The sequence below is a fragment of the Leeuwenhoekiella marinoflava DSM 3653 genome (genome assembly GCF_900129005.1).
Taxonomy (GTDB): domain Bacteria; phylum Bacteroidota; class Bacteroidia; order Flavobacteriales; family Flavobacteriaceae; genus Leeuwenhoekiella; species Leeuwenhoekiella marinoflava.
The window spans coordinates 26,375-42,413 of sequence record NZ_FQUN01000015.1; the positions used below are offsets into that span (position 1 = coordinate 26,375).

General features: G+C 35.1%; 15 protein-coding genes. 6 read left to right on the top strand and 9 right to left on the bottom strand.

Features of this window, described 5'->3' with window-relative positions:
* Window positions 1-25 precede the first annotated feature (25 nt).
* From BUB91_RS13940 to BUB91_RS13955, 4 genes are all read right to left on the bottom strand, one after another.
* Window positions 26-1,240 (bottom strand): DUF5018 domain-containing protein, encoded by a 1,215-nt coding sequence (locus BUB91_RS13940; RefSeq protein ID WP_073099906.1) that lies wholly within the window; start codon window positions 1,238-1,240, stop codon window positions 26-28.
* Window positions 1,241-1,253: 13 nt separating this feature from the next.
* On the bottom strand, window positions 1,254-2,627 hold the full coding sequence (locus BUB91_RS13945) for an outer membrane protein assembly factor BamB family protein (RefSeq protein WP_164917864.1): 1,374 nt from the start codon (window positions 2,625-2,627) through the stop codon (window positions 1,254-1,256).
* 134 nt (window positions 2,628-2,761) lie between these two features.
* On the bottom strand, window positions 2,762-3,958 hold the full coding sequence (locus BUB91_RS13950) for a pyridoxal phosphate-dependent aminotransferase (protein WP_073099908.1): 1,197 nt from the start codon (window positions 3,956-3,958) through the stop codon (window positions 2,762-2,764).
* 15 nt (window positions 3,959-3,973) lie between these two features.
* Window positions 3,974-5,080, bottom strand: a complete 1,107-nt coding sequence (locus BUB91_RS13955) for a fatty acid desaturase family protein (protein ID WP_073099909.1) — start codon at window positions 5,078-5,080, stop codon at window positions 3,974-3,976.
* A 140-nt stretch (window positions 5,081-5,220) separates the two neighbouring features.
* Here BUB91_RS13955 and rsmG point away from each other — a divergent pair, with 140 nt between their 5' ends.
* Window positions 5,221-5,850 carry a 16S rRNA (guanine(527)-N(7))-methyltransferase RsmG gene (gene rsmG / locus BUB91_RS13960; protein ID WP_073099910.1) on the top strand — a complete coding sequence of 210 codons (630 nt, stop codon included), beginning with the start codon at window positions 5,221-5,223 and terminating at the stop codon, window positions 5,848-5,850.
* Between the two features lie 54 nt (window positions 5,851-5,904).
* Here the strand turns inward: rsmG and BUB91_RS13965 are convergent, their stop codons facing one another.
* The 5 genes from BUB91_RS13965 to BUB91_RS13985 all read right to left on the bottom strand — a co-directional run bounded on the left by BUB91_RS13965 (window position 5,905) and on the right by BUB91_RS13985 (window position 11,054).
* Window positions 5,905-6,180, bottom strand: coding sequence for a hypothetical protein (locus tag BUB91_RS13965; RefSeq protein WP_073099911.1), 276 nt, complete (start codon window positions 6,178-6,180; stop codon window positions 5,905-5,907).
* 152 nt (window positions 6,181-6,332) lie between these two features.
* Window positions 6,333-7,958, bottom strand: a complete 1,626-nt coding sequence (gene pruA, locus BUB91_RS13970) for an L-glutamate gamma-semialdehyde dehydrogenase (RefSeq protein ID WP_073099912.1) — start codon at window positions 7,956-7,958, stop codon at window positions 6,333-6,335.
* Window positions 7,959-8,087: 129 nt separating this feature from the next.
* Window positions 8,088-8,474: a Co2+/Mg2+ efflux protein ApaG gene (gene apaG, locus BUB91_RS13975; protein ID WP_073099913.1), complete on the bottom strand. Its 387-nt coding sequence runs from the start codon at window positions 8,472-8,474 to the stop codon at window positions 8,088-8,090.
* A 3-nt stretch (window positions 8,475-8,477) separates the two neighbouring features.
* Window positions 8,478-9,716, bottom strand: a complete 1,239-nt coding sequence (locus BUB91_RS13980; protein WP_164917863.1) for a DUF3667 domain-containing protein — start codon at window positions 9,714-9,716, stop codon at window positions 8,478-8,480.
* 78 nt (window positions 9,717-9,794) lie between these two features.
* A complete protein-coding gene (locus BUB91_RS13985) occupies window positions 9,795-11,054 on the bottom strand; it encodes a type IX secretion system plug protein (protein ID WP_073099915.1) in 1,260 nt (419 codons plus the stop codon).
* 243 nt (window positions 11,055-11,297) lie between these two features.
* Here BUB91_RS13985 and BUB91_RS13990 point away from each other — a divergent pair, with 243 nt between their 5' ends.
* From BUB91_RS13990 to nqrE, 5 genes are read left to right on the top strand one after another with little or no spacing between them, the layout of a single operon-like run.
* Entirely contained in the window at window positions 11,298-12,650 is a 1,353-nt protein-coding gene (locus BUB91_RS13990; RefSeq protein WP_073099916.1) for a Na(+)-translocating NADH-quinone reductase subunit A, read from the top strand.
* Window positions 12,651-12,655: 5 nt separating this feature from the next.
* A complete protein-coding gene (locus tag BUB91_RS13995; protein ID WP_073099917.1) occupies window positions 12,656-13,867 on the top strand; it encodes an NADH:ubiquinone reductase (Na(+)-transporting) subunit B in 1,212 nt (403 codons plus the stop codon).
* A 2-nt stretch (window positions 13,868-13,869) separates the two neighbouring features.
* Window positions 13,870-14,604, top strand: a complete 735-nt coding sequence (locus tag BUB91_RS14000; protein WP_073099918.1) for a Na(+)-translocating NADH-quinone reductase subunit C — start codon at window positions 13,870-13,872, stop codon at window positions 14,602-14,604.
* Between the two features lie 2 nt (window positions 14,605-14,606).
* Entirely contained in the window at window positions 14,607-15,254 is a 648-nt protein-coding gene (locus BUB91_RS14005) for an NADH:ubiquinone reductase (Na(+)-transporting) subunit D (RefSeq protein WP_073099919.1), read from the top strand.
* Window positions 15,255-15,306: 52 nt separating this feature from the next.
* The gene (gene nqrE / locus BUB91_RS14010) at window positions 15,307-16,038 is read left to right on the top strand and encodes an NADH:ubiquinone reductase (Na(+)-transporting) subunit E (RefSeq protein WP_073099920.1); all 732 of its coding nucleotides are present in this window, start codon (window positions 15,307-15,309) and stop codon (window positions 16,036-16,038) included.
* Window position 16,039: the final 1 nt, after the last annotated feature.

Genomic DNA, 16,039 nt, shown 5'->3' on the forward strand with positions numbered 1-16,039 from the left:
GCGACCTGTTTGGGTCGCTTTTTGTTTAGTAGAACTCGAGTTCGAAAGACTCTCCTACTCGGCTATTTGGCCCAAAAAGGGTTATGGCTTTTGTTTGAACTCCTTGACCATAATATCTAGGAAATAAATTGTAATAATCCAGAGTCAATTCTAAAAGAGTTTTTTCATCATTAACTCGTATATCATAGTAGTATTCGGTTATAAGAAAGATATTTCCATTAGAAGGTATTGCTATCTGAGGGTAAAGATTTTCTCCTGTAATTTCAATCACATCCAAATAAGAGTATTGGTTTTGATTTGAGCTGGTGAATTTAGGAGCATTTTCCATCATAATATCCAATTGACTTTCGCTAATAAAGGTCCCTTTATCATTTTTATATATGAATTGATAATTAGTATTATATGGTAAGTTCCAAGGTATTTGAAAGTTAAAACTGGTGTAATTTATGTTTTCATAAAACGAAGAATAAATCTCTTTTGCTTCAACCGGATAGGTGTTAACACCGTCAGAAAGATAGATTTCAGATCCTTCAATTTCGGGATTTATATATTTCCCATATACATATACGGTTGCGCCTACATAAAATTTGCTGAAACCTCCCAAACCTTGAACATCTTCTATAACAGGCTTATTTGCAATGACGCTATAAGTACTCATAACTCCTGACTCAGAAGTTACTTGGTAATCAACAATATTATTAAAATTCTGCTCGATGCCTGGATTTGGACTTATTGTTGCTCTTTCTGATATCTCAATCTCTGGGCTGATGTTAGAAATATCATATTCTCCTGAATTAAAGCTTATAATTTTAGAGCTTTCATCAATAACCCCTTCAGTAAGTTCCTCACCTAGCTTTAATTGGAAGCTTAATATTTTATTTTCGGTACTAAGCTCTCTATTATTTACAATTATTCTGTAGATATTGGTCTCTCCATTTTCAGCGTAGACTGTATATGAAATATCATTAGAAAAATTTTGTGGACTATTTATATCAGGCTTAATAGTAGCACTTTTTGAAAATTCTACTTCTGGAATTAAGCTATTTAGATTAGCACCAGCAGTATTAAATATTATTGACTTATCGCTGTCGTTAATATCTCCATTTTCTAATACGCCATTCAACATCAGTTGAAATGAGGTTATTTTATTTTCAGAACTCAAAATAATTTCTTCACTATCCTCGTCTTTTGAACAAGCAATAATTAGAAAGATAAATAATAAGTGGCTAAATCTTTTCATGTGAAATGTGATATTAGTTTTTTAATGCAGAAACGCTAGGGTAATAAATTTTTCCGCCTAAACCTTCAACAACTGTTGCTGAACCTGATACATAGGATTCAGTGTTTAATTCAAAATTGACAGTGCCTGTAATTGTGTTTAAAGAATACATCTTATTGTCCCAATCTCCAAAAAAGACTTGATCTTCAAATACCACGGGTGAACTTGGATTCTGCCCACAAGCGAAAGACCATATTTGATTGCCACTTCTGGCATCTAAACAGTTAAATTTACCAGAACCATTGCCAGTTAAAGGTGTAAAAATTTTATCACCATCTACGATAGGAGATGTTTGAAAATTATAGCCAGAAGGTACTTGTTTTGACCACTCTATAATACCTCTTTTATTTATGCAGTATATACTTTGATTTGTTGCAACAATAATGCGATCGTTGTAAGTGGTTGGAGATGCATATATTGAAGTGTCAAGTCTTATTTGCCATTTTAATGAGCCCGTATGTTTATCAAAAGCTTTTAAGTAGTAATAATTGTCACATACATAAAGAACATCGTCTACGATTAATGGATTTGACTCAATCTCATAACTGTAAGGGCGATCGAAAGATTCATAAGTCCATAGTGATTCACCGGTTTCTTTATCAATAGCAAAGAGGTCATAATTATTTCTATTTGCTATATAAACTTTAGATTCATCAATGCCCATAGGTCCTTCATAATCTATGAATGAACGCCACCATACTTTATCACCGGTCAACACATCTATACAATAAAGATCATCATCTATAGTAAAGGCGTAAATGAATTTTTGGTCAGCTATAATATCTCTGTAGCGATCATAATAGTTTAAAGACATAGAGGTCCATTTACTCTCGCCAGTTAATAAATCTAATCCTTGAATTTTGTCACTTCCTGTATATATCTTATCGTCAACAATACAAAAGGAGGATAGAAGTCCGCCTTCAGCTTCCCACAATTTTTTGTTTTCTATGAGATCATAAGCATGTATGATGTGATTTCCGGTTTGATAAAATAGAATTTTACTGTTAGGACTATTAAAGTTGAATGTGGTCTCTTGAACGCCACCGTTCCTATCTGTAGCAATAAGTTTACATATATAGAGTTTATTATACTCGACTCTTAGTGTACTTTCAGATATTTCTCCTTCATAAGTTTTTATGTCATTGAGGTATAGGCTGTAATAAACAATATCCTCATCTGGGTCAGTTGAATCACTCCAATCTATAAATACGTCAAGACCATCAAATTGTATATCGTCTATTTGAAAAACACCAGGAGCTTTATTTTCTGGTAGTTTTTCTTCAGGTGAGCAAGAGATCTGTATAACTATGGAAATTAGTAAAATACAGTTAAGGTAAAAATTTTTCAAATGAATCAATTTAAAATTGAAATGCATATTAATAAAATATTATTAATAATAGATCAGGTTTTACGGAATCGCCTTTAAAAAATAAAAAAAGCGACCTATTTAGATCGCTTTTTTTTGTTATATAACTACTGAAATTAAGAAACTGCTTTCTTAATTCGAGCTATAGCTTGTTTGATTTGATCCTGACTTGCAGCGTAAGAAATACGTATGCAGTTAGCATTACCAAACGCTTCACCGGTAACGGTAGCAACATTAGCTTGCTCTAAAATATATAAAGCAAATTCTGAAGCGTTGTTGATTGTAGTTCCATTTAAAGTTTTTCCAAAGTAGTGCGAGATATTTGGGAATACATAAAAAGCACCTTCCGGCTCATTGCATTCAAAACCTTCAATATCTTTTAAAAGCCCTAGAATTAATTTTCTGCGCTCTTTAAATTCATCAACCATATATTGAATCTTGCTCACAGGAGCTTCAAGAGCAGTGATTACTGCTCGCTGAGCGATACAGTTTGCACCACTGGTAACCTGACCTTGTATCTTGTTACAAGCACGAGCGATATAAGCAGGTGCGCCGATATAACCTATTCTCCAGCCAGTCATTGCAAATGCTTTTGCAACACCATTTACAGTAACTACGCGATCGTACATATCTTCAAACTGAGCCATACTCGCGTGACCACCTACGTAGTTGATGTGCTCATAAATCTCATCACTAACCACAACGATTTGAGGATGTTTTTGAAGTACATCTGCAAGAGCACGTAATTCAGCTTCGCTATAAATAGATCCGCTTGGATTACAAGGAGAGCTATACCAAAGCATTTTTGTCTTAGGAGTAATAGCAGCTTCCAGTTGCTCTGGAGTCATTTTAAAATCGGTATCCAAAGAAGTTTCAACCTCAACCGGCACACCTTCTGCAAGCTTTACAATATCTGAATAACTCACCCAGTACGGGCAGGGTAAAAGTACCTCGTCACCTGGATTCAGGCAAACCTGAGCTACATTGTATAAAGATTGTTTTGCTCCTGTAGAAACCACAATCTGAGAGCGGTCGTATGTTAATTTATTATCACGCTTAAATTTAGTAATAATCGCATCTTTCAATTCTACATATCCGTCTACCGGAGTATATGAGTTGTAATTATCATTTACAGCTTGTATAGCAGCGTCTTTGATAAAATCTGGCGTGTTGAAGTCTGGTTCGCCAAGGCTAAGACCTATGATGTCTTTACCTTCAGCACGTAGTTCACGAGCCTTTGCAGCCATAGCAAGTGTAGCAGATGCTGCCAAATTATTAATTCGGTCAGATAGTTGATTGGTAAGTGTTTCCATTTAAAAATGTAAAAATTAAGCTGATTGAAGAGTGGGTTGCATCCCCATCTCTTTTAAATATTTAAAATGAGCAATAATCGCTTTGCGCGTGGTCTTATACTCGTTGTATGGCAAATTGAATTCATTAGCTGTCTCGCGTACAATTTTAGAAATCTTAGTGTAGTGAATGTGACTAATGTGTGGAAAAATATGATGCTCCACCTGATGGTTAAGTCCACCGGTAAACCAGTTTACAACTTTATTTTTAGTTGAAAAATTTACGGTGGTAAATAACTGGTGAATTGCCCAGGTATTTTTCATCGTTCCCGATTGATCCGGTAACGGCATATCTGCTTCGTCAATAACGTGAGCCAATTGAAAAACAACACTTAGGATTACTCCGGCAGTATAATGCATTAAAAAAAAGCCGATTAATATTTTCCACCAGGCAACATCTAATACAACGATAGGCAGAACAATCCAGATGCTTACATAAATAAGTTTTGTGATAACGAGTTTTGTCCATTCTAATTTTGGATTCGGAAATTCTCCATAGGAAAGTTTACGTTTTAGATAGCGTTTCATCTGAAGGAAATCTGTAGTAATTGCCCAGTTAAAGGTCAAAAGACCATAAAGAAAAATTGAATAATAGTGTTGAAAACGATGATGCTTATACCAAGGAGCATGTTTAGAGAATCTCAAGATTCTACCTGCTTCTAAATCTTCATCGTGACCGTGGATATTGGTGTAGGTGTGATGCAGCACGTTATGTTGAACTTGCCAGTTATAAACATTTCCGGCAAGAATATAAATACTGCTACCCATTATTTTGTTAACCCATTTTTTCTTTGAAAAAGAGCCGTGATTACCATCGTGCATAACATTCATACCTACGCCGGCCATACCTACTCCCATAACAATGGTTAGTAAAAGTTGAGCCCAGCCCGGAAGATCTAATGTTAAGAGTATGAAGTAAGGTGCAAGAAATAAGGAGAACATCACGGCAGTTTTGAAATACAGTTTCCAGTTGCCGGTGCGTTCTACATTATTTTCTTTAAAATACGTGTTGACACGCTTGTTAAGTGTTCGGAAAAACTTAGCCGAATCTACTCTTGAAAATTTTATTGTTTTAATATTTTCCATAAACTTTTTGCTTTATGTAAGCAACATTTTAGACGATGTTTACAATGCAACCTCAAAAATAAGATTTATATCTTTTTAAGGTCTGTAAATACCTTAATTTAACGCCTTAAATCCTAATTTTGTTGCTATAAAAGTTGAATATGAAACTTATTAAGTATTATTTCTCAGATTTAGATGATAATCAGGTACTTCAGTTTGAAAAACTGAATGAATTATATCAAGATTGGAACCTTAAAATCAATGTCGTATCTAGAAAAGATATTGATGAAATTTATTTAAGACACGTTTTACATTCATTAGGGATAGCCAAGGTTCAGACTTTTAAGCCTGGGGCTTCAATACTAGACGTTGGTACTGGTGGTGGTTTTCCGGGTATTCCGCTTGCTATTCTTTTTCCGGAAACTCAGTTTCATTTAGTTGATAGTATCGGTAAAAAGATAAAAGTTGTTGAAGAAGTTTCTGAAGGATTAGGACTTAAAAATGTAAAAGTTACGAATGACCGCGTCGAGAATATTGATGGTCAATATGATTTTATCGTGAGTAGAGCGGTAGCTCAAATGGAAACTTTTGTGAGATGGGTTAAAGGTAAAATTGCTAAAAAAAGTGATCACGAACTTAAAAATGGTATTCTATATTTAAAGGGTGGTGACCTTACAGAAGAATTAACATTATATAAGACTGCTAAAATATATGATCTAAAAGATTATTTCAAGGAAGAATTTTATGATACTAAGAAGGTTGTACATCTTCCTTTGAAATATAAGGGGTAAGATAACTTCACTTCAAGGCAATAAAAAAAGCGACTTTCAAAGTCGCCTTTTTTATTATGTTCTAAGCATGTTTAAATAGGTTCTGTTGCATCTCATTCCAAAACTTCTCAAGAATTCTTGAGCTCTATTCAAGAACGTGGTGCGTTCTTCCTGATCGATTTCTAATAAAGAATCTTCTAATTCTTTAAGTTTTTCATCAATACTTTCAGGATCACGAACTAAATATAATTTCTCTTTTTTACGTGTTATCTTTCTGTTACTCTTTTTTTTAGAAACATCTATAACTGAATATTTTACTTTCAGTACGTACATTTTTTTATCCGTCGTCATAGTCATATGTTTTTATATGAAGTAAAGTTAATAAAATAGATTTAATTAACCTTAAAAACATATTTACGTAACATTAAGTTAACATTGTTATTTGCAGAATAAAAAAAAGCTACCGTAAAACTGGTAGCTTTTTGAAGTGTATAAAAGGTATCTTATTCTCCTAAGAATGGGTATCTGTAATCTACTGGAGTTACAAATGTTTCTTTTATTAATCGCGGAGAAACCCATCTTAGCAAGTTGAGAATACTACCTGCTTTATCATTTGTACCAGAAGCTCTTGCTCCACCAAATGGTTGTTGACCAACTACAGCTCCCGTAGGTTTGTCATTGATGTAGAAGTTACCGGCAGCATTTTGTAAAGCTTGTGTAGCTTCAGTAATTGCATAACGGTCTTTTGCTAAAACTGCACCAGTTAACGCATATTCACAGTCATCAACTAGTTTTAAAGTTTCGCTCCAGTTTTGATCTTCATATACATAAATAGTAACAACCGGGCCAAAAAGCTCAGTGGTCATTGTAGTATATTTAGGATTTGTAGTTAAGATGACGGTTGGCTCTACAAAATAGCCTGTAGATTTATCATAGTTACCACCAGCAATAATTTCTGCTTCAGCATCATTCTTGGCTTGGTCAATGTATTTAGCTAATTTGTCAAAAGAACCTTCATGAATAACAGCAGTTATGAAGTTGCTCATATCTTCTGGTGATCCCATTTTGAATGATTTAATATCTTCTAAAAGGAAATCTTTTACTTCGTGCCAAATTGATTTTGCTACATAAACACGACTCGCAGCACTACATTTTTGACCTTGGAATTCAAAAGCTCCACGAGAAATAGCAGTCGCAACTTGTTTAGCGTTTGCAGTGGGGTGCGCTAGTATAAAATCTTTACCTCCTGTCTCACCTACAATACGTGGATATGTTTTGTAGGTGTGAATATTCCCGCCTATTTTCGCCCAAATATCTTTAAATACGTGAGTAGAACCTGTAAAATGAATTCCAGCAAAATCAGGACTTGCTAATACCGTGTCAGTAATCATAACAGGATCTCCCATTACCATATTAATCACCCCTTCAGGAACTCCTGCTTCTTCAAAAACTTCCATAATAACTTGTGCAGAATACACTTGGCTATCACTAGGTTTCCATACAACAGTATTCCCCATCAGAGCGGGAGCTGCTGGTAAGTTTCCTGCAATTGCAGTAAAGTTAAACGGTGTTATTGCATAAATAAAACCTTCTAAAGGACGGTGTTCTACACGGTTCCAAGCTGCAGAAGAAGACTCTGGCTGCTCTGTGTAGATCTCACTCATATATTGTACGTTAAAACGCAAAAAGTCTATAAGCTCACAAGCCGAATCAATTTCAGCTTGATAAATATTTTTAGACTGTGCAAGCATTGTTGCTGCATTGATTTTAGCGCGGTAAGGCCCTTGAATCAATTCTGCAGCTTTTAAAAAGATAGCTGCACGATGTTCCCAAGGCATTTGTGACCACTTCTTACGAGCTTCAAGTGCTCCGGAAATTGCATCTTCTATATTAGACTTTTCAGCTAATTGATACGTTCCTAATGCATGTCTATGATCGTGAGGAGGAGACATTGTACGGGTGTTTCCTGTTTCTACTTTCTCACCATTAATATATAAAGGCACGTCTATTGTACTGTTGTATAGCTCTTTGTACGTTTTTAGTACTTCTTCGCGCTCTGGAGTTCCGGGAGCATAGCTTTTTACAGGCTCATTTATAGCAACCGGTACTTCAAAAAATCCTTTTGACATATTTGATTATTTTTTTTGTTTTTATTGAATTCTAAGCTGTGAAAGTTACAAAATAATAAAGGCAACACCTGAGTGCTAAAGGGGTGTATTTTCTGTAAAATGTATGTTGAATTTAGTTTTATGCCTGTTTTAATTCAGAACGTGTGTAGCACTCAATTTAAACGTGGGAATCATGACTTGAAACTGACCAGAATTTGAGAAGTTGATCATTGTATAATGACCATTCATAGCTCCAAAAGGAGATTTTAATAAACAGCCTGAATTGTAGGTATGTGTATCACCGGGTTTTAAAACCGGTTTTTTGCCTATAACGCCTTCACCTACCACTTGCTCTCTAACATTAAGCGCATCGTATATAAACCAAGATCTGCTTAGTAACTGAACGGTATCCTGACTGTTATTTGTAATACTTACACGGTATCCGAAAGCATAAAACATCTCATTGTTCTTTGTGAAAGAACCTTCAAAATACGTATCTACAGATACGCGTATGCCTTTAGTAACTTGTTCTACCATATTTTAATACAATGCTGCAGTGAGTACAAAAAACAGTGCTCCTGCAAATGTTCCTAACATTAAAAATACAATATTTAAAATGAAAAACTTAGTGATAGTGCGTAATCTACTTTCTTGATAAAAGTTACGCAAGGCTTTGTAAAAGTATAATGGAGCTATACATATTATAAAAATACCTGATAGGTATTCTCCTCCCAGTAAATATTCCGGAAGTAATAAAAGTAGCAAAACCAAGAACAAAAATGTAAAAATATGGAAGATGAAAATCACGTGTTCCATATAATTGTAATTGCGTTTTACAATAAATAGCTTTTTGAAACCGGCAATTAGATAAAGTAAAATTCTGCCGATAAAGGAGATTGTAAAAATGCGTCGAAGCTTAGGGTTTGAACTGTTCCTAAGCTTGTATAGAATATAATGAAATGGATATCTTTTAAAGTAAATTAATAAAAAGAAGCAGGCAAAAACAGGTGCTAGAAAGAATAAAAATAAAGGTATTTTTTTACTCAGATATTTACCAAATTCAATAGGGTTATCCAGTATTCGCTCAAAGCTTTTCTCTCTTTCATAAATCCATAAATTGAGCCTGGTCTTTGAATAGTCAAGACTGTCCATAGCTTGTGCAGGACTCTTGATTTTAGTTTTGATAGAGAAATCTTGAAATAATTTAAATTTTCTCGTGGTTCGCTTAAAAAAATTAATAGTGTCTAAGCTACTTTCTCTTGCGTATGCAAAAGGTAATTTTTTTAAGCTGTCTTTATCTCTGATTTTTAATCCCAACTCTTTATAGTAGTAAATAGAGTCTAATGGTATGTCTGGACTCTCTGAGTTGGAGTTTAGGTTAAAAATGTTCTGTAGCGATGGATTGTCATTCGTATCTGTCTCATTGATTTTCATAAAGTCTAAAAAACCACTTAAGAGAAAGTAGATAATGCTTACACTTAGAAAAAACCGAAAAGGATTTGCGTATCGCATACGCTGTCCTAGGGTAAAATTGCGTGTGATTACTCCCGGTTTGAAGAGTAAGTCTTTTATGGTGTATCTAAATCTGGAGTCATAGTTAACAACACTGATTATAAACTCACCAAAATAATCGCTTAGCGAAATCTTCTTGGTAGAATTCAATTGACCGCAATAGGGACAATAACGGTCGCTTAGTTCTAACGGGTGACTACAATTGAGACATTCGTTGCCGCGATAGTTGAGTGATTTTCGGGAAGATTGCTGTAGTTTTTCTTTCACAATCTAAATATAAAACGATTATTCGAAATTGAAATTAACAATGCTTTTTTAATTGATACCTCAAGGTGTCTTTAAAAATTAATTTCGACGCACATTAGAAATTGAAGTAGATAAAGCGTTGCCTACTCCTATAAGTTCATCAAAACGGCCGCCAGGTGGTTTGTAGTAGATAAGCACATCATAATTATTTTCTGTTTGCCAGAAGTCTCCGTCAACGGGATTATAAGGTAGCTTCTCACCATTTTTAGTGACAGTGTACTTGTAATTATAATAGCCTTGTTTGAGTAATAACACTAGTTCATAGCGATTGCTCTCAGGATTGTAACGCATTCTAGTCGCTTCTTCAAGGGTGTAATTATTGAAGTTTCCATAGATGTGAATTTCTTCATCTTCAGGGCGTATCGGGTGGTCTAAGCTAAAGTGAATCCACGCATATTCTGAATTTACTTTAGGTTCATTTCCTTGAATGGTATTGATTGCAAAATTTCCGTTTAGATCAGGATTGTAAGTGTAGACCTTGTCAGCACGGGTAGCATTTCCATATAAATGATTATGATAGAGATCGATGAGTTCTATGTATTGAACTCGGTTTGTTGCTGCGCGAATATCTTTGTTATCAAAATCAAAAAATTCATTGCCGGCATAAAATGAAGTTTCTTCATCATAACGGTACTGAAGCTGGTTGCCTATACTGTATTGTGGAGGAAGATTTGAAATTGTATTGTTAAGGTTGTTATTCTGAATTATAAGCGGTTTTATAGATTTATCTGGATTGATCAAAACAGATTCGCCAGAGTCAACATTAAAGTTCACAACTTGCTTCTGTTCAATAAATTCAAGATTTCGCGTGCGTAATATTTCTACACCCACAGTAACCTGGGGATCGTAAATCATGAATTTCCTAGAAAAAATAAGTTCATCATCTGTATTAAAAACTTGCAGTAAATAATTACCGGATTTTAAAATTCCTGTGGTGTACTGGTTGGGTATTTGTACCTCATAATGCGTGTAAAGTTGAAGTGTACTCACGGAATTTGTATAATTCATGATACGCACATCATCAATACCTTTTAAATATTCAGTTTTTGCCAGAACAGAAGGCGTCCAGTCATAATTATGGTGAGTGATGGTGTAATAATAATCTGCTTCATCACCTATTATATCATCAAAACTTAGGTTTATAGGGTCGCCTAATCTTAATAAAGGCAACTGACTTTGAGCTGTATTTCCATAAAATTGAACTGTTTTAATGTAAGCAGGAGCAGGAGTTTCTGTTGCTACTTGAGCAAACCCTGAAAGGAAGAAAAACAAAGTATAAATTACCGAAAACGTTTTCATTTTGATGTTTCAATTGTAATAGAGCAAATTTACTGCTGTCAAACATTATTTGGAAACAGTCTCAATAAGGGTTGAAACTAGTTGTTATAAGCGGTTTGAGCGCCTTCAAATGTAATAAAAATTATCCTGCCAGATTTTTATATTATAGTTTGTGTTATAAGCTTCTAAAATTTGTAAATTCGCACACCTCAATTCAAGCATATAAGGGGTTGAGGATAACAAGAACTTTAACATATACTTCCTATGTCAAAAGACATTAAGATCAAAAAGGGTCTTGATATTCAGTTAGTGGGTGAAGCCGAGCAGACTGTTGCCGATGCACCCCAATCAAGAACCTATGTGATCAAGCCTTCAGATTTTCATCTTGTAACTCCAAAGATGCTATTAAAAGAAGGAGCTAGCTTCAAAGCAGGAGAGCCACTTTTCTATGCTAAGAAAGATGAAAGCATCAAATTTGTTTCACCTGTAAGCGGAACACTCACTGAAATCAAACGAGGCGCCAAGCGTGTTATTACACATTTAATTATTGAAGCAGACGGTACAGGTGCTACTGTAGAGCATTCAAAAATTGATGTGAATTCTGCAAGTGCAGATGCCATTAAAGAGCGTATGCTAGAATCTGGCTTATGGCCATTTATCAAGCAGAGACCTTATGATATCATCGCTAGTACTAAAACTACTCCTGATGCTATCTTTATTTCTGGTCATAACAGTGCTCCTTTAGCTCCTGATTACAACTTCAGTTTAAAAGGAAAAGAAGCACAATTGCAAGCTGCAATTACTGCATTGAGTAAATTGACATCAGGTAAAGTTTATCTGGGTGTTGCTAAAGCCTCAAATTCAGTATTTAATAAGCTTAGTGAGGTTGAGATGCATACTGTTTCAGGACCACATCCAAGTGGAAATGTAGGTACGCAAATAAACAAAATTGCTCCAGTAAATAAAGGGGAGACCGTATGGACGATTACTCCAGAAAATCTTGTTATTATTGGAGAGCTCTTCTTAACTGGTAAATTCAATCCAGAGCGCATTATTTCTGTTTCTGGTTCTGAAGTAAAAGCACCAAAGTATTATAAAACAAAAATAGGAGCAGAGGTTTCTACTTTTGCTTATTCTGCAGGTATTAAAGGTGATAATGTAAGAATGATCTCTGGTAATGTTTTAACTGGAAATCAAGTGTCAGCAGATGGTCATTTAGGGTACTATCACAATGAATTTGTAGTTGTCCCTGAAGGTGACGATTATGAGCTTTTTGGCTGGAATAAACCTGTTTTTAATAAAATTTCTTCTTCAAGAGCATTAACCTTCTCTTGGTTATTCCCAAATAAGAAATACGATTTAGATACGAATACAAACGGTGAGCACAGAGCTTTTGTGGTAACCGGTAATTATGAAGAGGTTTTTCCACTTGATATTTATCCGCTTCAATTGCTTAAAGCTTGTATGGTACAAGATCTTGACGCTATGGAAGCTTTAGGTATGTATGAAGTAGCTCCTGAAGATTTTGCACTTACCGAATTTGTATGTGTGTCAAAACAACCACACCAGGCAATCATTCGTAAAGGACTTGATTTAATGCACGAAGAAATAGGATAATAGCTATGGGATTAAAAGAAAAACTACACGGAATTAAAGAGGATTTCAAGGGTAAGAAAATGGCGCCTGCTTTTAATGCGCTTCATACGTTTCTTTATACACCTAATGAAACTACTCATAACGGTTCTCATATTAGAGCCGTAGATGATTTAAAGCGTACCATGAACACGGTGATTATGGCGCTTGTCCCTGTTTTGATATGGGGTATTTTTAATGCAGGTTATCAGCACTATGCTGCTGTAGATGCTGCAAACGGAATTATAAGAGAGGCAAGTCTTTTTGGTAATTTCTTCACTTGGGATAATTTTACAATGGGAGCGATTACTGTACTTCCGCTTGTGATTGTTTCTTATTTAGTAGGTCTTGGAGTAGAATTTGTTTTTGCTGTTATAAAAGGTCACGAGGTTGAAGAGGGTTACTTAGTTACCGGTATGCTAGTGCCATTAATTGTTCCTGTTGATATTCCATTATGGATGTTAGCAGTAGCGGTTGTTTTTGGTGTTGTAATAGGTAAAGAAGTTTTTGGAGGAACAGGGATGAATATCCTTAATCCGGCACTTACGATTAGAGCCTTTTTATTCTTTGCTTATCCTACTTGGATGAGTGGTGATAAAGTATGGGTTCACGGTGCTAATGCTGTTGTAGGTACTCCGGATGCTATTTCTGGTGAAACTATTTTGGGTGCTTATGCTCAGAACTCTTCAGTGGTATATGATTTTGCAGATAAGTTCTTTGGTTTTATACCGGGTTCTGTAGGTGAAACTTCAACCTTCTTAATTATTTTGGGAGGTCTGTTTTTAATGTTTACTAAGATTGCAAGCTGGAGAATTATTTTTAGCGCAATCGTAGGTGCAGCTGTAATGGGACTTATTTTCAACGGTGTTGTTGATCAAGGATGGATTGCAGAAGGAAGTAAATTTTACGGACTTATGAGTACTCCATTCTGGGAGCACTTAATCATAGGGGGTATAGCATTTGGTATTGTATACATGGCTACAGATCCTGTATCTGGTGCGCAAACTAATAAAGGTAAATACTGGTACGGTTTCTTAATTGGATTTTTATCAATTATGATACGTGTCTTTAACCCGGCTTACCCTGAAGGAGTTTTCTTAGCAATTCTTCTAATGAATGTTTTTGCTCCTACAATTGATCACTATGTGGTACAAGCGAATGTTAAAAAGCGTATGAAACGTCTAAAACTTAAAACTGCTTAATAATGGCAAATACAGATAAAAATAGTTACACGTTAATCTTTGCTGTAGTTATGGTGCTTGTTGTTGGGGCATTGTTAGCCTTTACCGCATCTAGCTTAAAGCCTAGGATTACTGAAAATGAACGTTTTGAAAAACAGCAAAATATTCTTTACGCAATGGGCGTTAATGAAAATGTAGAGGGAGCTGTAAACTTCATTCCTACTAATAAGGTTGAAGCTGAATTTTCAAAATACATTAAAGAGCAATTAGTAATCCAGAACGGTGAAGTTAAAAAAGACAGTTCTGCATATCTTATAAATCTTAAAGGAGAGCTTTCAAAAGATATTTCTGAACGCAAATTACCTTTGTTTGTTGGAGAAAAAGAAAGGAAAGATTATTACATCATACCTTTATATGGTAAAGGACTTTGGGACGCTATCTGGGGCTTTGTAGCTTTGGATTCAGAATATGTAGTTCAAGGTGTTTACTTTGATCATAAAGGGGAAACTCCTGGTCTTGGTGCAAACATAAAAGAGCGTTACTTTATGGATGATTTTACCGGTGAAGAAATTATGAACGGTACCGAATATGGAGGAATTACCGTAGCAAAAGGAAACAACGATCCGCTTAACGAACGTAAAAATGACGGAAAAGTTGACGCTATTGCAGGAGCTACCATTACCGGAAACGGTGTGACAGCTATGATCAATAGCACTGTTAAGCTTTACATTCCTTATTTAAAAGATATAAAACTATAATTATGGCATTATTATCTAAAAAAGACACCGGTTTATTACTAGATCCGTTAGCAGATAACAATCCTATTACAATTCAAGTATTAGGGATCTGTTCAGCACTTGCGATTACAGCTCAGCTTAAAGCATCAATTGTGATGGCTGTTTCAGTGATGTTTGTATTAGCTGTAGGTAATGTAGTGATTTCGCTAATGCGAAATATCATTCCATCAAAAATTAGAATTATTGTACAGCTTGTAGTAGTTGCAGCTTTGGTAATTATAGTGGATCAGGTTCTTAAGGCTTTTGCTTATGAACTGAGTAAAACGCTTTCTGTATTCGTTGGTCTTATTATTACAAACTGTATTATTATGGGACGTTTTGAAGCTTTTGCTTTAGGTAATGGTCCATACAGATCGTTTCTTGATGGTATTGGTAACGCTGCAGGATATGGCTTGATACTCATTATAGTAGGATTCTTTAGAGAGCTTTTAGGTTCTGGAACCTTATTAGGCTTTAAAGTTTTAGGAGATCCTATCGCTAAAACGGGATTGTACGCAATAGGTTATGAGAATAATGGTTTTATGTTGCTTTCTCCAATGGCACTTATCGTCGTGGGAATCATTATCTGGGTTCAGCGTTCTAGAAACAGTGCATTAATCGAAGAAAACTAAAGATTACGAATGGAGCTTTAAAACTCCTTTCTAACTTCTTATTATAAAAAAAATGGAACACGTAGAGTTATTTTTTAAATCAATTTTTATTGACAATATGGTTTTTGCCACGTTCTTAGGAATGTGTTCTTACCTTGCTGTTTCTAAAAAGGTTTCTACCGCTGTAGGTCTTGGTGCTGCCGTAATATTTGTATTAGCAGTTACTGTACCTATGAACTGGTTATTAGATCAATATGTATTGCGTCCGGGTGCTCTTAAATGGTTAGGAGCAGAGTATGCAGACTATGATTTGAGTTTTCTTTCATTCATTCTCTTTATAGCTACCATTGCAACAATGGTGCAACTTGTGGAGATTGTAGTTGAGAAATTTGCACCGGCATTATATACTTCACTTGGTATTTTCTTACCACTTATCGCCGTAAATTGTGCGATACTTGGTGGATCACTTTTTATGCAATCAAGAGATATTCAAACTTTAGGCTTAGCATTTAATTATGGTTTAGCATCGGGAATTGGTTGGTTTCTCGCAATTCTTGCAATTGCAGCAATCCGTGAGAAAATTAGATATTCTAATGTACCTGCACCTTTAAGAGGTTTAGGAATCACCTTTATCATTACCGGTCTTATGGCAATTGGTTTTATGAGTTTTGGAGGAATGCTTACTGGTGGTGAAGAGAAAACTGAAACTACTGATGAAGTAGCTAAAGTAGAAGTACAGAAACAAGATACAGCAACAGAAGATGAGTCTTTAGCTGAAGTATCTCAAGAAATAAACAACAAGTAAT